Source organism: Kribbella sp. VKM Ac-2569, from assembly GCF_004216905.1.
Classification (GTDB): Bacteria; Actinomycetota; Actinomycetes; order Propionibacteriales; family Kribbellaceae; genus Kribbella.
Map to the genome: position 1 here is coordinate 1,408,567 of NZ_SGXJ01000001.1, position 19,318 is coordinate 1,427,884.

At 68.4% G+C, this 19,318-nt stretch carries 18 protein-coding genes; 9 read left to right on the forward strand and 9 right to left on the reverse strand.

The window, feature by feature from the left end:
- Positions 1–3 precede the first annotated feature (3 nt).
- From EV649_RS06535 to EV649_RS06545, 3 genes are read right to left on the reverse strand one after another with little or no spacing between them, the layout of a single operon-like run.
- Positions 4–1,431, reverse strand: coding sequence for an NAD-dependent succinate-semialdehyde dehydrogenase (locus tag EV649_RS06535; protein WP_130381469.1), 1,428 nt, complete (start codon positions 1,429–1,431; stop codon positions 4–6).
- A 23-nt stretch (positions 1,432–1,454) separates the two neighbouring features.
- Positions 1,455–2,684, reverse strand: a complete 1,230-nt coding sequence (locus EV649_RS06540; RefSeq protein ID WP_198682333.1) for an iron-containing alcohol dehydrogenase — start codon at positions 2,682–2,684, stop codon at positions 1,455–1,457.
- 30 nt (positions 2,685–2,714) lie between these two features.
- Entirely contained in the window at positions 2,715–3,743 is a 1,029-nt protein-coding gene (locus EV649_RS06545) for an Ldh family oxidoreductase (RefSeq protein WP_130381471.1), read from the reverse strand.
- Between the two features lie 122 nt (positions 3,744–3,865).
- Between EV649_RS06545 and EV649_RS06550 the strand changes: the two genes are divergently transcribed.
- Complete coding sequence (locus EV649_RS06550; protein ID WP_130381473.1) at positions 3,866–4,576, forward strand: GntR family transcriptional regulator; 711 nt, start codon at positions 3,866–3,868, stop codon at positions 4,574–4,576.
- Positions 4,577–4,607: 31 nt separating this feature from the next.
- Here EV649_RS06550 and EV649_RS06555 read toward each other — a convergent pair whose 3' ends face one another.
- On the reverse strand, positions 4,608–5,363 hold the full coding sequence (locus tag EV649_RS06555; RefSeq protein ID WP_130381475.1) for a DeoR/GlpR family DNA-binding transcription regulator: 756 nt from the start codon (positions 5,361–5,363) through the stop codon (positions 4,608–4,610).
- A gap of 161 nt (positions 5,364–5,524) precedes the next feature.
- On the opposite strand from EV649_RS06555, the gene EV649_RS06565 reads away from it, so the two are divergent.
- The 7 genes from EV649_RS06565 to EV649_RS06595 are packed head-to-tail and all read left to right on the forward strand — an operon-like array spanning position 5,525 to position 12,898.
- Positions 5,525–6,844 carry a sugar ABC transporter substrate-binding protein gene (locus EV649_RS06565; RefSeq protein ID WP_130381479.1) on the forward strand — a complete coding sequence of 440 codons (1,320 nt, stop codon included), beginning with the start codon at positions 5,525–5,527 and terminating at the stop codon, positions 6,842–6,844.
- Positions 6,841–7,779, forward strand: a complete 939-nt coding sequence (locus tag EV649_RS06570; RefSeq protein ID WP_130381481.1) for a sugar ABC transporter permease — start codon at positions 6,841–6,843, stop codon at positions 7,777–7,779. Before EV649_RS06565 ends, EV649_RS06570 begins: the two co-directional genes overlap by 4 nt.
- Positions 7,776–8,612, forward strand: a complete 837-nt coding sequence (locus EV649_RS06575) for a carbohydrate ABC transporter permease (protein ID WP_130381483.1) — start codon at positions 7,776–7,778, stop codon at positions 8,610–8,612. The genes EV649_RS06570 and EV649_RS06575 overlap by 4 nt, the downstream gene beginning before the upstream one ends.
- Before the next feature lie 11 nt (positions 8,613–8,623).
- Entirely contained in the window at positions 8,624–9,988 is a 1,365-nt protein-coding gene (locus EV649_RS06580) for a hypothetical protein (RefSeq protein ID WP_130381485.1), read from the forward strand.
- The gene (locus EV649_RS06585; protein WP_130381487.1) at positions 9,985–11,091 is read left to right on the forward strand and encodes an SIS domain-containing protein; all 1,107 of its coding nucleotides are present in this window, start codon (positions 9,985–9,987) and stop codon (positions 11,089–11,091) included. Before EV649_RS06580 ends, EV649_RS06585 begins: the two co-directional genes overlap by 4 nt.
- A complete protein-coding gene (locus tag EV649_RS06590) occupies positions 11,088–12,074 on the forward strand; it encodes a BadF/BadG/BcrA/BcrD ATPase family protein (protein ID WP_198682334.1) in 987 nt (328 codons plus the stop codon). The genes EV649_RS06585 and EV649_RS06590 overlap by 4 nt, the downstream gene beginning before the upstream one ends.
- Before the next feature lie 5 nt (positions 12,075–12,079).
- Positions 12,080–12,898, forward strand: coding sequence for a DeoR/GlpR family DNA-binding transcription regulator (locus tag EV649_RS06595; protein WP_130381489.1), 819 nt, complete (start codon positions 12,080–12,082; stop codon positions 12,896–12,898).
- Between the two features lies 1 nt (position 12,899).
- On the opposite strand, the gene EV649_RS06600 is transcribed toward EV649_RS06595, so the two are convergent.
- The 5 genes from EV649_RS06600 to EV649_RS06620 are packed head-to-tail and all read right to left on the reverse strand — an operon-like array spanning position 12,900 to position 18,203.
- The gene (locus EV649_RS06600; protein ID WP_130381491.1) at positions 12,900–13,733 is read right to left on the reverse strand and encodes a carbohydrate ABC transporter permease; all 834 of its coding nucleotides are present in this window, start codon (positions 13,731–13,733) and stop codon (positions 12,900–12,902) included.
- Positions 13,726–14,694, reverse strand: coding sequence for a sugar ABC transporter permease (locus tag EV649_RS06605; protein ID WP_241997795.1), 969 nt, complete (start codon positions 14,692–14,694; stop codon positions 13,726–13,728). The genes EV649_RS06600 and EV649_RS06605 overlap by 8 nt, the downstream gene beginning before the upstream one ends.
- Positions 14,691–15,980 (reverse strand): sugar ABC transporter substrate-binding protein, encoded by a 1,290-nt coding sequence (locus EV649_RS06610; protein ID WP_130381493.1) that lies wholly within the window; start codon positions 15,978–15,980, stop codon positions 14,691–14,693. Before EV649_RS06610 ends, EV649_RS06605 begins: the two co-directional genes overlap by 4 nt.
- The gene (locus EV649_RS06615) at positions 15,977–17,140 is read right to left on the reverse strand and encodes an FAD-dependent oxidoreductase (protein WP_130381495.1); all 1,164 of its coding nucleotides are present in this window, start codon (positions 17,138–17,140) and stop codon (positions 15,977–15,979) included. Before EV649_RS06615 ends, EV649_RS06610 begins: the two co-directional genes overlap by 4 nt.
- Positions 17,133–18,203, reverse strand: coding sequence for an amidohydrolase family protein (locus EV649_RS06620; protein WP_130381497.1), 1,071 nt, complete (start codon positions 18,201–18,203; stop codon positions 17,133–17,135). Before EV649_RS06620 ends, EV649_RS06615 begins: the two co-directional genes overlap by 8 nt.
- A 232-nt stretch (positions 18,204–18,435) precedes the next feature.
- Here EV649_RS06620 and EV649_RS06625 point away from each other — a divergent pair, with 232 nt between their 5' ends.
- Complete coding sequence (locus EV649_RS06625; protein ID WP_130381499.1) at positions 18,436–19,308, forward strand: LLM class F420-dependent oxidoreductase; 873 nt, start codon at positions 18,436–18,438, stop codon at positions 19,306–19,308.
- Positions 19,309–19,318: the final 10 nt, after the last annotated feature.

Below are 19,318 nucleotides of genomic sequence, written 5' to 3' on the forward strand. Positions count from 1 at the left end.
CGGTCACACCTCGATCCCGATGTACTTCTCCTCCAGGAACTCGAGAATTCCCTCGGAGCTGCCTTCCCGGCCGAGGCCGGACTGCTTGGTACCGCCGAACGGTGCGGCCGGGTCGCTGAGTACGCCGCGGTTGACGGCGACCATGCCGGCGTCCAGCCGCTGCGCCACGGACAGCGCCCGCGTCGGGTCGCCGTACACGTAGGCGATCAGGCCGTAGACAGTGTCGTTGGCCATCCGCACCGCTTCGTCCACGTTGGTGAACTCGACGATCGCGGTCACCGGGCCGAAGATCTCGGTCTGGTTGATCTCGCTGCCGTGCTTCACGTCGGTGAGCACGGTCGGCGGGTAGAACGCGCCGACCGCCGTCGGCTCGCCGCCGAGAGTCAAGGTGGCGCCCTCGCCGACGGCGCGGTCGACCAGCCCGGCGACCTTGTCGCGCTCCTCGGGTGAGACCAGCGCGCCGAGCTCGTTGCGGTGATCCTTGCCGGGTCCCATCGTGACGGACTTCATCGCCTGCGCGATCCGGCTGGTGAAGTCGTCGATCAGCGAGGAGTGCACGTAGAACCGATTGGCCGCCGTACAGGCCGAGCCGCCGTTGCGCATCTTCGCGACCATCGCGCCCTCCACCGCGGCGACGACGTCCGCGCCGGGCAGCACGACGAACGGCGCGTTGCCGCCGAGCTCCATCGACGGGCTGATCACCTGGTCGGCCGCCTCGCGCAGCAGCAGCCGGCCGACCTCGGTCGACCCGGTGAAGGAGAGCTTGCGTACGGCGGGGTGGTGCAGCATCGCCCGTACAGCAGGGCCGGCGTGCACCGGGGTGACCAGGTTGACCACACCCGCCGGTACGCCGACCCGGTGCAGGACCTCGACGACGTACGCCGCGGTGAGCGGGGTCTGGCCGGCGGGTTTGAGGACAACCGAGCAACCGGCCGCCAGCGCGGGCGCGATCTTGCGGGTCGCCATCGCGGCCGGGAAGTTCCACGGCGTGACCAGGATCGAGACCCCGATCGGCTCCCGGCGGACGACGATCGTCTTGTCACCGGACGGCGAGAGCCGGAAGTCGCCGCCGATCCGGACCGCCTCCTCGGCGAACCAGCGGAAGAACTCGGCCGCGTACGCCGCCTCGCCGAGCGCGTCGGCGTACGCCTTGCCGTTCTCGGCGGTGATGAGCGCCGCGAAGGTCTCGCGCTCGGCGGTGAGGATCTCGAAGCAGGCGCGCAGCAGCTCGGAGCGCTGCCGTGGTGGTGTCGCGGCCCAGCCGGCCAGTGCGTCGGCGGCCGCGTCGACCGCATCCAGGCAGTCGGCCTCGGTCGCGGCGGCGAACTGGGCCAGCTCGGAGCCGTCGGCGGGGTCGTGGACGGGGAATCGACGTCCGTCGGATGCCGGTCGCCATTGTCCGTCGATGAACAGGTCGTGCGGAGAAGTCATCTGCTGGCTCCAAATGGCCGGTCTCAGAAGGGGTTGCCGCGGTCGCCGGCGTACGCGGCCCGGGTGATCTCGAGCAGCGCCGCGGTGTCGAGCGGACGCGGGTTGTTGTCGACCAGGCGGGCGGACCGCATACCCATCTCGGCGACGTACGGGAGCTGATCCTCGGTGAGGCCGAGCTCTTTGAGCGTGGGTGGGATGCCGATCCGGTCGAGCAGCGCCTCGACGGCCTCGAGCCCCTCGAGCGCCTGGGCCTCGCGGCTGTCGGCGGCCGGCTTGCCGAAGATCGTGGCGATCTCGGCGAACTCGTCGATCCGGGCCGGGGCGTTGTAGCGCATCACGTACGGGAGCAGGACGCCGACGCCGACGCCGTGAGGGGTGTGGGTCAGCGCGCCGAGCGGGTACTGCAGGGCATGGGCGGCCGCCGTGCCGGCGACGCCCAGCGCGTAACCGCCGGCGTTGGCGGCGAGCATCACATCGGAGCGCGCCTGCCGGTCGGTCGGGTTCTCGAACGCTGCCGGGAGCGCGCGCTGCAGCAACTCGAGGCCCCAGCGACCGTAGAAGTCGCTGATCACGTTCTTGCCGATGAAGACCCGGCCCTCGGCGATCGCGGTCGCGGGCCGCTGGATCGCGGTGAACGACTCGACCAGGTGCGAGACGGCATCGGCGCCGGCACTCGCGGTCAGGCTCGGCGGGCAGGTGTAGGTGAGCTCGGGGTCGCAGATCGCGACGGCCGGGACCAGGTGTAGCGAGGAGATCCCGGCCTTGAGCTCGCGGCGGCTGTCGCTGAGGACGCAGACCGGTGTCACCTCGGAGCCGGTGCCGCCGGTGGTCGGCACGGCGATGACCGGCAGCACAGGCCCGGGTACGGCGTTCTCCCCGTAGTACTGGTCGATCGGGCCGCCGTGGGTCAGCAGCAGCGCCTCGGCCTTGGCGAGGTCCAGGCAGCTGCCGCCGCCGATACCGATCACGACGTCGATCCCGACGTCCTCCATCGCGTCGTAGCACGCGTCGATGTCGGCCATCGGCAGCTCGGGAGCGGTGTCGCTCCAGACGTGCACGGTGAGGCCGTGGTCTTCGAGGTCGGCGCGCAGACCGGCGAACTCGGGTGACTCGGCGAGGCGCTGGTCGGTGCAGACCAGCGCGGTACTGCCGTGGGCGGCGGCATGCAGGCCGAGCAGCGAGCGCTGGCCGGCCCCGAAGACAACCGTGCGGGGTGCCCGCTGCACGCCGAAGCCGGCGGCGGTCATGATCATAGGGTGGTCCTTGTCCGGTCGAGGGCGGGATCAATCGGCCAGGACTGCTTCCCGCGCCGTGTCGAGAGCGGTGAGCTCGCGCCACAGGCTGTCGGCAATCTCGATGCCTTGAGCAACAGAGTTCTGGTAGCGGTCGCGGGCGCCGTCGCCCGGGACCGCGACGGGTGTGTCCGGGTCCGCGGGCCGGCTGCGGCGTACCTGGTCCAGGTACTCCGACGCCTCTGCGACACGGTGCCGGCCGCCGCCGAGCAGGATGAACAGGTCACCCTTGTTGCTCGGGTGGTGGTCGTCGAGGGTGCCGCCGACGTCCGTGCCGTAGGCCGCGCCGGTCAGGAACGTGACCATCGCACCCAGGCCGAGCCCGAGGCCGTAGCCCTTCGCTCCCCCGAACGGCGCGATCGAGCCGTTCTTCGCGGCGCACGGATCGACGGTTTCGTTGCCCTCGGCGTCCAGCGCCCAGCCGGGCTCCAGCGGTACGCCGCGGATCGCGTGGTCGTGGACCTTGCCCATCGAGATCTTCGACGTGGCCATGTCCAGCACCAGCGGCGCCGGCCTGGCCGGGACCGCGAGCGCGAGCGGGTTGGTGCCGACCATCGCCTCGGTACCGCCCCACGGGTGCACGAGCGCCTCGCTCGTGGTCATCCCGAGGCAGGCGAGCCCGCGGTCGGCCATCCGGGCGGCGTAGTACCCGAGCATGCCGAGGTGGTTGTTGTTGGTGATCGCGCAGACCGCGACGCCGAACTGCTCGGCCCGGGGTGCGATCGCGTCCAGCGCGCGCAGGGCGACGACCGGGCCGAGGCCCTGCTCGCCGTCCACGCTCAGGTAGCAGGGGCTCTGCCACTCGTGCCGGCCGGTGCTGGTCGGGCTCGCCGTACCGTTTCCCAGGCGGCGGAGCAGGCGCGGCAGCCGGAGCAGACCGTGCGACGGGAGCCCTTTGGCCTCGGCGACGACCAGGAGCTCAGCTTGTTCGGCGGCGGCCGGGGCGGGCACACCTGCGGTGATCAGGAGACGTTCGGCCAGTGCTTGGGCCGTGAGCAGATCTGTGTGCACGTCGACCATCCCAGAGGTGGTGCATTCGTATACAGCGCTCGATTTCTTGGGAGGTTAGATCAGATCGGATACGATTTGCAATGGTCTGAGAATACGAATCCACAAGATTCTGCCGACTGGATGGACAACAGATGAGCCAGCGCCGCACGGAGCGTCCCGGGAAGGCCCGGATGAGTGATGTCGTCTACGAGCGGCTGCAGGGATTCCTGCTGGACGGGGAGATCCAGCCGGGTGAGCGGATCCGGGTGGACGAACTGGCCCGCCGGCTCGGAGTGTCGCAGACCCCGGTCCGCGAGTCGCTGAACCGGCTGGAGGCGGAAGATCTGGTCACCAAGACACATCTGATCGGATATTCCGCGACCCCGAAGCTGACACCGGAGCGGTTCGAGGACCTCTTCGAGGCGCGCTTCCTGATCGAGCCGTATTGCTCGGGCCTCGCGGCCGGCCGGCACCGCGGCGGCGAGGCGGAGCGGATCGCCGCCATCGCCGCCGAGATGCGCACCCGGTACCAGGCGGGCACGATGTCGTACGCCGCGTTCGCGCGGGCCGACGCGGAGTTCCACGAGGCGGTGCTCGCCGCGACCGGGAACAGCTACTTCGGCGAGATCTTCGCGAAGCTGCACTGCCACCTGCAGCTCTTCCGGCTGCTGCGCGACAGCAGGGTCACCGAGGACGCGCTCGACGAGCACGACCAGATCGTGACCGCTATCCGCCAGCGCTCGCAGGAGTCCGCGACCGACGCGATGCGCGCACACCTCACCGCGTCACGGACGCGGCTCCGCACCGCGTTCGCCTCGCCCCCCGAGGAGGCAACCGCCTCAGCGTCCGGAGCCGGAGACTGACAGCGGGTGGTTCCTCGGCTGCCTGCCGGATTCAGACCGTTGTCACGCGGACTCCGGTTCGGCGGAGGGCGTCCAGCTGGTCAGGCTGGGCGCCTCGGTCGGTGATGATGTCCGTGACGCCGGAGAGCAGGCTGATGCGGGCGAAGGTCACCCGGCCGATCTTCGAGCTGTCGGCGATCACGACGCTGCGGCGAGCCCGGCGCAGGAACGCCAGGTCAGTCTGTGCCTCCATCTCGTCGTACGTCGTGCAGCCTTCTTCCGGCGTCAGGCCGTCCACGCCGATGAAGGCGATGTCGAGGTGGTACTTGGCGAGCATCGCCTCCGCGGCCGGGCCGACCAGCTCGTAGGTCGAACGCGCAATACCGCCGATCAGGACGAGCCGGATCCCGGCGTGGCCGACGAGCTCGGACGCGATGTTGATCGCGTTCGTCACGACGGTGATCCCGCGCCGCTGGGCCAGGGCGCGGGACAGCTCGAGGGCGGTGGTGCCGCCGGTCATGCCGACGACCGCGCCGTCCTCGACCAGCGCGGCGGCCGCCCTGCCGATGCCGCGCTTCTCCAGCTGCCGCATCGCAGCCTTCACGCGGGTCGGCTTCTCGTCGCCCGTTTCGTTGGACACCGCTCCGCCATGGGTGCGAACCAGCAGCTGGTTGCGGCTGAGCGCCTGGAGATCGCGGCGAATGGTCGCGCCGGAGACACCGAGCGCCGCAGCCAGCGCGGCGACGTCCACCGTGCCTTGCCGGCCGACCTGATCGAGGATCTCGCTCAACCGCTCCGACTTCCGCACAGCGGCACTGTACAAGATGCGCACGAACTGCGCGTTTGCTCAAGTTCCTGCGCGTGTATACGAAATCCTTGACCGTTAGTTTTCTTTCGAACTAACTTCGCATCACATTCGCGCACGGATCAGTGCGCAACTGCGCATCGCGCAAGACCCTTGGAGCAAGCATGCTGAGGAGCACACGACTGCTGGCCGGAATCGCGAGTCTGACCCTTGTCCTCGCGGGCTGCGGCGGATCGGGGAACAAGCAGAGCAGTGGCGGATCGACCCAGACCTCCGGCGTCACCATCACCGTCGCACTCGCCTCGGACGCCCCGCCGAAGGCGGCGCTGGACGCGTTCACCCAGCAGACCGGCATCACCGTCAACTGGGTGAACATCGACTGGGACAGCCTGCAGAACAAGATCTCGGCGGCAGCCACCGCGAAGACGTACTTCGCCGATGCCACGAACGTCGACTGGTCCCGGGTCGGGCAGCTCGGCAAGCTCGGCTGGTTCTACCCGGTGGACTCCTACGTCGACACGAAGGCGATGCAGGCCGACGTACCGCAGCTCGCCTCGTTCACCGTCGACGGGCATGTCGTCGGCATCCCGTACGACGCCTCCTTCATGGTCACGACCGTGAACACGGAGCTGTTCCAGAAAGCCGGCGTCAACCCGGCCCCGCGGACCATGGACGAGTACACGTCCGCGTTGAAGACCATCAAGGCCAAGGGCGTCGCGGACCACCCGCTGAACATCCCGTTCGCCGCGGCGGAAGGACTGTCGACCTACTGGTACGAGACGACCGGCGCCTTCGGCGGAACGGTCCTCGACAAGGACGGCAAGCCGCAGTTCACCAGCCCCGACTCGGCCGGCTACAAGGCCGCCGACTGGATGGTGAACGCGCTGAAGTCCGGGCTCGTCCCGCCCGGCAACATCAACGTCAGCGACTCGCAGGGCATGCAGAACCTGATGGCCAGGGGCCAGGTCGCGAGTACCTTCTCGGACTACTCCGGCAACGTCGGCACGCTGTACAACATCAAAAAGTCTTCCTCGGTGGTCGGCAAGGTGAAGTACATCGCCACTCCGGGCGCCTCGGGCCCGGCCGCGAACCTCAGCAACCCCGACGGCATCGGGATCCCGAAGCAGGCCAAGTACCCGAACGCCGCGGCGAAGTTCATCGAGTGGTTCACCGCCACCGAGCAGCAGGCCGACTTCGCCGGCGTGAACGGTCCGGAGAAGACGTTCGCGACGTACCCGATCCCGTCGCACCTGTCGGCGGTCAAGCAGATGACCGCGAAGGGCAACCTGATCGGCGGCGCGGAGCTGGTGCCGATGCTGCAGGGATCGAAGCCGGTCTTCGAGGGCGGCGCTCCGTCCTGGTACCCGAAGTTCTCCAACGCCGTCTACACCAACCTGCACGCCGCGGCCACCGGCTCGATGTCGGTCGAGCAGGCGATGAAGACGATCGGCGACACCGCCAACCAGTTGGCGTCCGGGTCGTGACGGTGACCTCCACCACGGCCGAAGTCACGACGGCCGGACCGGCGCCTGGCACCGATCCGGTACGGCGGTCCCGCGTCGATCTGCTGCCCTACCTGCTGGTCGCGCCGGTGATGATCTTCATCGCCTGCCTGGCGCTGGTTCCGGCGGTGTTCACGATCGTGCAGTCCTTCTACAAGGTCGATGCCCTGGACCCGCCGACCAGGTTCGACGGACTGGGCAATTTCGTCCGGCTCGCCAAGGACCACGCCGTCATCGGCAGCCTCGGGAACACCGCGTTGTACGTCGTGATCGGCGTGACCCTGTCCACCCTGATCGGCATCGCGGCCGCGGTGGTGCTGCAGCGGCCGTTCCGGGGCCGGAGCCTGGTGATCGCCATCCTGATCCTGCCCTGGGCCATGCCCGGCGTGGTCGAGGGCATCCTCTGGACCGGCATCTTCGATCCGAACGCGGGCCTGATCAACAGCGTCCTGTCATCGTTGCACCTCAGTGACGGCAACGCCGTACTGCTCGGCCAGAACCGGCTGCTCACGATCGCCCTGATCGAGCTGGTCCAGGTCTGGCAGATCGCGCCGCTGTCCGTCCTGCTGATACTGGCCGTCCTGCAGCTCATCCCGAGCGAGCTCTACGAGGCCGCCCAGATCGACGGGTGTTCGGCGTGGGGCGCGTTCCGCCGGATCACGCTGCCACTGGCCAGGCCCGGGATCGCGGTCACCATGGTGCAGGCAGTGATCGCCACGCTCAACGTCTTCGACCAGCCCTACGTGCTGAACGGCGCGGCCAACACCGGCGCCTCGGTGACCATGCAGACCTACTTCATCAGCTTCCAGGACCTCGACTTCGGCAAGGGGTACGCGCTGTCCCTGCTGATCACCATCGTCACCCTGCTCGTCTCGCTGGTCGTCGTCCGCCTCGTCTACCGGAGGGTCGAACTATGACGAAGCGACGTACCGGCCTGCGCGGCCTCGGGGTCGCACTCCTGCTCATCTGGTCGCTCGGACCGGTGTACTGGGCGATCAAGACCAGTCTGCAGACCGAGACCGACGCCCGCGCACGGCCCGCGCACTACCTCCCGACGAACGCCACGCTGCAGAACTACAGCACCCTCCTCTCCGGAGACAGCGACATACCGGCGCAGGTCCGGCGGTCGGCCGTGAACATCGTCGTCGAGTGCGGCGCGGCGACCATCGTGACCGTGGTGCTCGCCACGCTCGCGGCGTACGCGTTCGCCCGGATGCGGTTCCGCGGCCGGAACGTTCTCTTCTACGCGGTGCTGGCCACGATGGCGTTCCCGGCGTACACGACGCTGATCCCGCTGTACCGGATCATGAGCACCTTCGGTCTGGTGAACACCTATACCGGCATCGTGCTCGTCTACGTCTCCGGATTCTTGCCGTTGGCAACATGGATTCTGCACAACTACTTCGCCAGTCTGCCCGACGGGATCGAGGAGGCCGGACTCGTCGACGGCGCCCGGCGGCTCCAGGTGCTGTGGCACCTGCTGCTGCCGCTGGCCCGGCCGGGCATCATCTCGACCGCGCTGATCACGTTCCTGTTCGCGTGGGGTCAGTTCCTGTTCCCGCTCGTGTTGTCCAGTGACCTGTCGACTCAGCCACTGACCGTCGTCATCGCTGCTCTCCAAGGCCGCCACGTGGTGCCGTCGACGCTGCTGAACGCCGCCGGCGTCCTCGCGATCGTCGTCCCCGCGGTCCTGGCCCTGGCATTCAACCGCTACATCGTCAACGGCCTGCTGGCCGGCAGTACCAAGTGAAGGGGAAATCCGTGAGCGACAACTCCATCGTTCTGATCGGCGCCGGCAGCACCGTGTTCACTCCCGGCCTGATGACCGACCTCGCGGCGTCGCGGACGTTCGACGGCTGGACGGTTCATCTCGTCGATCTGAACGGCGAGGCCGCGGAGACCATGGCCAAGGTCGGACGCCGGATCGCGACGGAGCGCCGCGCCGACCTCACGTTCGTTCCGCACGTCGACCGGCGGGAGGCCCTGCCGCACGCAAGGTTCGTCACCACGACGATCGCCGTTGGTGCCGCAGCCGGCTGGCGGGCCGACGTCGAGGTACCGGCCAAGTACGGCATCGCCCAGACCGTCGGCGACAGCGTCGGACCGGGCGGCGTACTGCGCGCGTTGCGGCACGTGCCCGAACTCGTGGCGATCGCCCGCGACGTCGCCGACCTCGCGCCCGACGCACAGCTGATCAACTACTCGAACCCACTCACCGCGAACGTCCGCGCGATCACGGCCGAAACCGAACTCCAAGCGGTCGGCCTGTGTCACGGCACCATGCACACCCTCGCCAAGCTGACCGCCGACCTGGGCTACGCCCGCGGCGAGCTCAGCGCGATCTTTGCCGGTTTGAACCACCTCTGCTGGCTACTCGACCTGCGCCGTGGCACCGAGGACGTGTACCCGAAGCTCCGCCGTCTCGTCGCAGAACGCGCCGGGGACATCCACGCGCCGTCGACCGGCGAGGAAGGTGTCCACCTCGCGGTCTCGGCAGATCTGCTGAGGACGTTCGGCCGCTACCCCGCACCGGGCGACCGGCACGTCGCCGAGTTCTTCGGCGGGTACCTGCGAGCCGCCGACGGCAGCCCGGCCGACGAGACCAACCTGCCCTGGGGCCTGCAGGGCGGTCGAGACGCGACGATGCGGTACATCGGCCAGAAGGACGACCTGTGGGAGCAGCTGCACGCGCAGGCGGACGGCAAGGCCCCGCTCCCCCGTACCGACAACCAGGAAGCTGAACGCCTGGTGGGAATCGCCGAAGCAATCGTCACCGGCAAGGACCACGTCGAGTTGGCGGTCAACGTGCCGAACGAGGGCAAGATCCCGAACCTCCCGTCGACAGCCGTCGTCGAGGTGCCGGCGGTCGTCGGCGCCGCCGGCATCATCGGCCTCGGCGTCGGACCGCTGCCCGACGGCATCGCCGCCGTACTGTCCGCACGCGCGCAGCAGCAGGAGATCACCGTCCAGGCGGCGCTGACCGGCGACCGCGCGCTCGCTCTGCAGGCCCTGGCCCTCGACCCACTCGTCAACGGCCTCACCGTTGCCACCAGCATCCTCGACGACGCGATCGACGCGCACGGTCCGCTGCTCGATCGCTTCGCCTCGGCAGAGAAGTCCGCATGACCGGCACGACCACCCACCAGGAGGTTCTGCAGCAACCCTCGGTCTGGCGTGAAGCGGCCGCGATGCTGGCGGCCAGATCGACCCAGGTGAACGAGTTCCTCGGGCCGGTGCTCGCACTGCCGGACCTGCGGATCGTCCTGACCGGTGCCGGCACCTCGGCGTTCGCCGGCCAGATCCTGGCTCCGGCGCTGTCGAGAGACCTGCGCCGCCGGGTCGAGGCGATCGCCACGACCGACATCGTGTCGAGCCCGCGCGAGATCTTCGCCGAGGACGTACCGACCCTGCTGGTCTCGTTCGCCAGATCCGGCGACAGCCCCGAGAGCGTGGCGGCCACGGAGCTGGCGGCCACCTGCCTGCGATCGGTGCATCAACTGGTCATCACGTGCAACGCCGACGGGCAGCTCGCGCGGACGCACGCGGACGACCCGTCGTCGCTCGTGCTGTTGATGCCTCCGGCAACCAATGACCGGGGTTTCGCCATGACGTCGAGCTTCACCTCGATGCTGCTGACCGCCTGGTTGGTGCTGTCGCCCGATCCGGATCTCGTGCTCGCCGACCGGCTCGCCGCCACCGCCGAACAGATCCTCGCCCGCGCCGGCGAACTGACGACGTACACCACCCGCCGCTACGACCGGATCGTCTATCTCGGCAGTGGCGCGCTGGCAGGTCTCGCCCGCGAGTCGGCCCTGAAGCTTCTCGAGCTCACCGCCGGGAAGATCGTCAGCTACTACGACACCCCGCTCGGCTTCCGGCACGGTCCGAAGGCGGTGCTGGAGGAGCGCACCCTCGCGGTCGTCTACCTGTCCAACGATCCCTACACCCGGCAGTACGACCAGGACATCGCGAGCGAGCTCCGCACCGCGATCGGCGCCGGCAACGTGCTGGTCGTCGACGCCCAACCGAGCGACCGGGACACCGTCCTGCAGATCGACGGCGTGGCCGACGTAAGCGACGCAGTACTCGCTCTGCCGTACGTCGTGATCGCGCAGTTGCTCGCACTCCGCTTCTCGGTGGCTCTCGGCCGGACACCCGACAACCCGTTCCCTGACGGCGAGGTGAACCGCGTCGTCCAGGGCGTGACCATCCACCCGCTGCAGCCGTGAACATCTACCTCGGAGTCGACGGCGGCGGCTCGGGTACGGCGTTGTGCCTGGTCAGTGCCGCCGGCGAGGTCCTGGCCGAGACCCGCGCGCCGAGCTGCTACTACCTCGACGCCGGCTGCGAGGAGGGCGTCTCCCTGGTGGAGCGCGTCCTGGCCGATGCCGTCGCCGAGATCTGTACGTCGGCCGGCATCGGGCCCGCCGCCATCACGTCGGCCTTCTTCGGACTTCCGGCGTACGGCGAGGTGAGCGCCGACGTACCGGTGCTGGACGCGGCCCCACGCGCCTCGCTCCAGCACGACCGGTATCGCTGCGACAACGACATGGTCTGCGGCTGGGCAGGCTCGCTCGGACTCGCCGACGGGATCAACGTGATCAGCGGGACCGGGTCGATGACGTACGGGCGTTCGGGAGACGTCGGCGTCCGCGTCGGCGGTTGGGGAGAACTGTTCGGCGACGAAGGCTCGGGCTACTGGATCGGTGTGCGCGGGCTGCAGGCGTTCGCGCAGATGAGCGACGGGCGGCTGGCGCCCGGTCCGCTCCTCGCCGTACTCCGGGAGCACCTCGATCTCGCCGCCGATCTCGACCTGATCGACGTGGTGCTCAATCGCTGGCGTCAAAGTCGGCGGAAGGTGGCTGCGTTGTCGCGAGTCGTCGTACAGGCTGCACGACTCGGGGACACCGCGGCCGGCCAGATCCTCGATGATGCAGCCGCCGAGCTTGTCCGGCTGGTGGAGACCACCCGCACCCGTCTGGCCTTCACGGGAACGGTGCCGGTGTCGTACTCGGGCGGCGTACTCACAGCGCCCGAGGTGCTGCAGGCGTTCACAGCACGGCTCGCAGGCAGCACCTACGAGCTACGCGAACCGCAGTACAGCCCGGTTGTCGGCGCAGCCCTCTACGCGGCGGCCCTGACTGGTGAACCGCTGAGCCCGACGGCCCAGGAAACACTTCGTCGCAGTCAGGAGACCACTCGAGTGAGGTGATCGTCATGGGTACGGCAACGCCCTCTGCCGTGCGCTCTTGGCAAACGTCGCCGCGGCGCGCTCAGCGGCTGGTGGAGATTCTCGACCTGCTGGGTGAGCGCGGCCTGATGTCTGTCGATTGCTTGTGCCGTGAGCTTCGTGTGTCGTCCGCGACGCTGCGCCGCGACATGACCCACCTCGAGGAGCAGGGCCTGATCAGCAGGACACACGGCGGTGCCCGGCCGGCCACCGGTCCGGAGCTCCCCGTCCGGCTGCGGGACACCAAGAGGCCGCGAGCCAAGCACGCCATCGGCGTCACGGCCGCCGCGCTGCTGCCGTCCAACCGGCCGCTGGCGGTGGCGATCGGCGGTGGCTCGACGGCCGCCGAGGTCGCTCGTGAGCTCGGCACCCGGCGACGGCTGACGATCGTGACGAACGCGCTGACGACCGCGGCTGCGGTCGCCGCCCGGCCGAATCTTCAGGTGATCATGACTGGTGGCGTGATCCGGGCGAACTCGTTCGAACTCGTCGGCAGCCTGGCCGAGAGCGCCTTCAACGGGATCAGCGTGCACGTGGCCATCCTCGGCGCCGACGGTGTGAGTGTTGCCCACGGTGTGACCACCCACGACCCGACCGAGGCGCGCACCAACCACGCCATGGTGTCGCACGCACACCGGCTGATGGTGGTCGCGGACGGGTCGAAGATCGGTCGGGCCACCGTGGCGAAGGTCGCCGACGCATCGGCCATCGACATTTTGGTCACCGATGCGTCGGCGGACCCGCGTGAGCTCGCCGGGCTGAAGGAGCTGGGTGTCAGGGTGCGGCTGGCCCGGGTCCCCCGCTGAGTCAGCCCTTCACCCCGGAGAACGCGATACCGCTCATCAACTGTCGCTGGAAGACGACGAACACGACGATGACGGGCAGGCTCGCCACGAGGGAGCCGGCCATCAGCACCGGGAAGTTCGTGGTGTACTGCCCCTGCAAGCTGGCCAACCCGGCAGAGACCGGCATCTGCCGGGGATCCGAGTTCACCACGAGTGGCCAGAGCAGGTCGTTCCAGGACCAGATGACGACCAGAACGCCGAGCGCGATCATGCCGGGTGCCGCCATCGGCAGCATGATCCGCGAGAAGATCTGGAAGATGTTCGCACCGTCGATCCGCGCCGCCTCCTCGATCTCCATCGGCAGCTGCCGGAAGAACTGCCGCATCAGGAAGGTGCCGAAGGCACTGAACATGCCGGGCAGGAACAGCGCGACCAGTGTGTTCAGCAGCCCAAGCTTCTGCATGATCTGGTACTGCGGCAGCAGGAACACCTGGTACGGAACCATCGTCACCGAGAGGAAGATCGCGAAGAGCACGCCGCGCCCGCGGAACTGCATCCGGGCGAACGCGAAACCCGCGAGGGCACTGAACAGGACCTGACCGACGGTCCGCGCGATCGTCATGACGGTGGTGTTGAGCAGCTCGCGGCCGAACGGCAAGGCGCCGAAGACGGTCGACAGGTTCGACCACTGCGGCGAGGTCGGTACGAACGTCGGAGGCACGCTGACCGACTCACCGAAGGTCTGCAGCGAGGTCGAGAGCTGCCAGAGGAACGGGCCGACCATGAAGATCGCGCCGATGCACAGGACCAGGTGTGCGATCGGGTGCCTGAAGCGCCGCTTGGCCGACTCAGCCATAGTGGACCCACCTCCGCTGCAGCCGGAACTGGGCCGCGGTAAGGATCAGGGTCGCGAGGAGCAGCAGTACGCCGATCGCGGCCGCATAGCCGCCGTCGTGCTCGGCGAACCCACGTTGGTAGAAGAGGTAGACCAGGGTCTCTGTCCTGGTGATCGCGGGACTCGTCTGACCCACCATCAGATACACGAGATCGAAGGCCTGCAACGAGTTGATCACCGTGATCACGGTGACGAAGAAGATCGACGGCGTGAGCAGCGGGACCGTGATGTGGAAGAACTGCGCCACTCGCCCGGCACCGTCCAGCTCGGCCGCCTCGTAGTAGTCGGTCGGGATGCCGCGGATGCCGGACAGGAAGATCACCATGTTGTACCCGATCGATCCCCAGACCCCGACGATGCTGATGGCAAAGATCGCGGTGGCCGGATCGGACAGCCAGTGCGGGCCGTCGATGCCGACCTTGGACAGCAGCCAGTTGATCAGGCCGTAGTCGCCGTTGAACAAGTACTTCCAGGTCAGCGCCACCGCCGCCGGGAGGGTGACCACGGGCAGGAAGTACAGCGTCCGGTAGATCGTGACCCCGCGCATGCCGGGCAGGCTCAGCAGCGCCGCGACGACGGCCGACAGCGGTACGGCGAGCAGCGAGATCGCGCTGATGATCGCCGTGTTGACGATCGCGTGGAAGACGTCGGAGTCGGCGATCAGCGTCCGGTAGTTCTCCAGCCCGGACCACGCGTGCCCGCCGAAGGCTCCCCAGCTGGTGAACGAGTAGTAGATCGTCTGGAAGGTCGGCCAGATCTCGAACACCAGGAGCCCGACAGCGGCCGGCAGCAGCAGTACCGCTGCCCACCAGCCACTGTCCCGGGTCGGCGGTCGCGGCCGGCCTGCCGTTCTGGCGCGCTGACCGGCCGGCTTGTCGGTGAGCGGGTCGGCCGGCACGGTGGCTGTGCCTTGGCCGCTCACTTCTTCTCCTTCGCCAAGGCCTGGTTCATCGTCTCCGCGACGCGCCGGGACACGTCGGCGACCGGTGCCTTGCCGGTCCAGGCGTCGGCGAACTGCTTCGTGGCCGCGTCCCGCCAGGCGGCGGTGTCGGTGGACGCCGGGAACGGCTGCGCGTACTTCAGGTGGTCGACGAAGACCTGCAGGTCGAACTCCGGCATCGCCTTGGCGTAAGCGTCGGCGTGGCCCTGGTACGCCGGGATCACCGTGCCGGTCTTCGCCTGGATCTCGGCGGCGCGGTCGGACCCGAGGAACTGCAGGAACTCCCACGCCTGGTCGGGGTGCTTCGTCTTGGCGGACATGCTGTTCGCGAGGCCGTTGCTGTAGTAGTTCCGGTTCCCGTCGGGTCCGGCCGGCAGTGGTGCGATCCCGATGTTGGCCTTGCCGTACGGCACGGCGGCGATCTCCTCGGGCTCCCATGAACCGCAGTACCGCATCGCGACCTTCCCCGAGGTGAGCATCGCGAGCGGATCGGTGTCGGTCGTCTGCTGCAACGTCGGTGAGACGTGGTACTTGGTGATCATGTCGGTCCAGAACTGGATGCCCTTGATCGTCGCGTCCTGGTCGTAACCGGAGCTCGTGCTGTCGGGCGAGATCACCTGGCCGCCGACCTGGGGAACGGTCAGGTACCAACTCAGCTCGTCGGCCTCGGGAGCGACGAATCCGTAGACGCCCTTCTGCGGGTCGGTCAGCTTCTGCGCCGCCGCGACCACGTCGTTCCAGGTCCAGGAATCGTCCGGGTGCTTCAGCTTCGCGGCGTCGAAGAGCAGCTTGTTGTAGCAGAGTCCGAACCCGTTGACGTCTTTCGGTACGCCGTACACCTTGCCGCCGAACGTGTACGCCTTGGTGACCGCGGGCACGTACGCGCTCATGTCGAGCTTCGACTTCTTGATCTGGTCGTCGAGCGGTGCGATGCCGCCGCCGGCGGCGTAGTACTTCGCGTACACCATCGTCATCCAGAACAGATCCGGTCCGGTGCCGGCGGTGACGCTGGTCTGGAGCTTCGTCCAGTAGCTCTCCCAGGGCGTCACCTGAACCTGTACGTCGATGTTCGGGTGCTTGCCGTGGAACTCCTGGATGATCTGCTTCATCGCGGCGGCCTGGGCCTGGTCCCAGATGGCGTAGGTGAGCGTGACGTGCTCGTCGTCGCCACCCGACCCGGAGTTGCCCGAGCAGGCCGCCGCGGCGACCAAAGGTGCCACCAGCAACAAGCTCAGCAGGCGCCGGCGAATTCGTCGTACCGTGTTCATGCGGACTCCTTCGTGAGGGGACGGCCGGGGCTGAGGAAGTCGAGCCGTTCCGGTAGTTGTTCGCCGAGCGCGTGCCGCGCCGCGAGCTCGCCGAGCAGAGGGCCGAGGGTCAGCCCCCACGCACCGAGCCCGGTCGCGACATGGACCGCCGGCGCCACCGCTCCGACCAGGGGCAGGCCGTCGCTGGTCGCGGGCCGGAGGCCGACTCTGGTCTCCAGCACGGTGGCGGCGGACAGGCCAGGCGCCAGGTCGAGAGCGGCTTGCAGTACGGCGTGCTGGCCGCCGGCGGTGACGCGCGCATCGAATCCGACGTCCTCGTGCGTCGCCCCCGCAACGATGCGGTCGTCGAATCCGAGCAGGTAGCCGGCGCCCGGGGTGTTCACCACTGGTCGCATGCCGGTTTGCTGACCGTCGAGACGCAGGTGCACGAGCTGGCCGCGGATCGGCCGGACCGGGATCTGGACGCCGTACGGGACGAGGTCTGCTGTCGCCCAGGCACCGGTCGCGAACAGAACGGCTCGGCCGTCGAGCACGCGGTGCCCGACGCGGACCCGCGGGGACCCCGCATCCAAGATCCCGGCACCGGGAATGATCTCCAGTACTGCGCCATCAGACTGCGCATGTGCCCGCCGGCGCGCCGCTGTCAGCAACCGGTCGTGCAAGCGAGAACCGACGACTCGGCCGACCTCGGTGATGAACAGGCCGCGAAGGTCGCGCCGCAGTTCAGGCCAGTACGTGCGAACGTCCTCGACGATCTCCACCGGTTTGGTGACGCCGTGGGCCCGGCGACCCTCCGGGGTAGAGAGGCGCTCGGCAACAACGTCGAGCGCTGCCTGCTCACCTGGATCGTCGCCGGCAACGACCAGTTCACCGACCTGCTCGTACGTCGCCGACCCGGCGCCGGCTGGGTCGACCGCGTCCAGCTCGGCCAGAAGGCTCTCGTAGTAGCCGACGCATTCGGTGATGAGCGCCGTCCACTCGGGACGTTGCTCGCCGCGGTCGAGTGCGACCGGCGACACGATGCCCGCTCCCGCGTCGGTCGCACGACCTGCCAGTCCGGCATCGATCAGCACGACCCGCGCGCCTTTGCGGACGCCGGCCAGGGCGGCACTCGCTCCGACGATGCCGCCGCCGATGATGATCAGGTCATAGTCAGCCATCGTTCGTCCTCACCGCGAGGGACGGGATGAAGGCACGGGCGTTGTCGCCCTCGACCCGCGCGGCCAGGTCGTCAGGCAGGCCGAGGCCCGAGATCGTCCAGCGGCCGGTCGGCGGTGGTTGCTCCGTCGAGTAGGCAAAGGCTTCGTCGCAGCTCGCCAGGAAACGCAGGTACAGCTGGTAGTCGGCGGCTTCCGGCGGCGCGCAGTCTGTGCCAAGCAGGACCCGGTCCGGGTGATGCTCGATGAGTGCCCTGGTACGTCGCGGTTGCCGGCCGAGCTCGGCGAGCCGCGCGGCGATGTCGACGCGGTAGTTCGGGTACCGGTCGAGCATCTGCTCAACCCAGTCGAGGTTCTCCGCCAGGCAGCCGACGTGGGCACCGATGAACCGCACCCGCGGGTGCGCAGCGACGACGGCCTCGAACGCGTCCAGGAGGCGCTGCAACGGCGGGAACTCGGGTCCGTAGAAGTGCCAGTCGGGATGCCGCAGCAGCTCCTCGAGCCTTTCGTTGTTGGCATCGAGCGGCTGGAAGAACGCCGCCGGATCGGCGGTGTGGATCAGCGCGGGGACACCGGTCTCGGCGAGTGCGTCCCACAACGGCTCCAGCCGCTCGTCGTCGAGGAAGATCAGCTCGTCCCGCTCATCGCGTACGCGGAGCCCGATGTCCTTCCAGAGCTTGAGCCCGGCGGCTCCACGGCGTACCGAGTCGGCCAGTGAGGCGGCCATCCGGTCACCCCAGCCGGGTGTGGACGTGTCGTTCCAGTCCACCCGTGCGAACGTGACGAACCGCCCGGGGTACTTACGGTCGTAGCGCTCGAGGTTTGCCTCGAGCTCGTCGGTCCACTCACCGTCGAGGTTCACGATGGTCGCGACGCCGGCGGCGTCCATCATCGCGATCAACGCGTCCGGGTCCGGCGCTCGCCAGACTCCGGTCAGCCGGCGGCCGAGGTGATTGTGTACGTCGACGATCGGAGCGGCGGGCTCGGTCACGTGCGTTGTCTGGGCGGTCATCATCGACACCGGAGCAAAGTCGCGCAGGCGGACATCGGCGAGTGGCTCGGACATAGATCCCTCAATTCGCGAGTGCGAGATTTCGGGACGACGCTAGGTCCGGCACTTCACCGGCAACAGAAAACGCTCACTCCAACTGATCGGATGGAGCTGAGTCCGAAAGACTTCTGCGCGATGTCGTTTGCTCTCCGTGCCTGGTGGGGCGGGCCGTCGTTTGAACGAGGTTCGGTGCGGGTGTTAGGTGGAGACAACATCAGCTCGGTGGCTCATCGGAAGGACACACCGGATGGAACTCGGTCTGCAGATTCCTGACTTCACCTGGCCGAACGGTGCGACCGCCCTCGGGCCTGAGCTCGCGGCAGTCGCCCGCACGGCCGACCAGGCCGGCTTCGGCTACGTGGCGGTGATGGATCACTTCTTCCAGATCCGTGGTGTGGGGCCGGCAGAGCACGACATGCTGGAGGCGTACACGACGCTCGGATTCCTGGCCGCTCACACCGAACGCGCCAAACTGCTCACCGTCATCACCGGCGTGCACTACCGGCATCCGGCCCTGCTCGCGAAAGCGATGACCACGCTCGACGTGCTGTCCGGCGGCCGCGCCATGATCGGGCTCGGCGCCGGCTGGAACGAGGAGGAATCGCGTGGTCTCGGCTTCCCGTTCCCGCCGGTCGCGGAGCGATTCGAGCGGCTGGAGGAGACGCTCCAGTACCTGCTGCAGATGTGGTCCGACAACGACGGTCCGTTCAACGGGCAGCACTACCAGGCCGAACGGCTGATGAACGTCCCGCAAGCGCTCAGCAAGCCGCATCCGCCGATCATGGTCGGCGGTGGTGGCGAGAAGAAGACGCTGCGCCTGGTGGCCAAGTACGCACAGGCGTGCAACGTGTTCAACACCCCAGATCTCGAACACAAACTCGACGTCCTCAAACAGCACTGCGAGAACGAGGGCCGCGACTACGACGACATCACCAAGACCGTCTACCACCTGATCGACACCGGCGAGAACGGCGAGAAGACCAGCGAACTCATCGACGAACTCGGCCGCCTCCACGGCCTAGGCTTCAGCGCCGCCATCGGCATGGTCCCCCAGGTCCCACGCCTCGACGTACTGGAACGCATCGGCTCGGACGTCATCCCGGTCGCCTCAGCCTTCTGACGCCGCAATA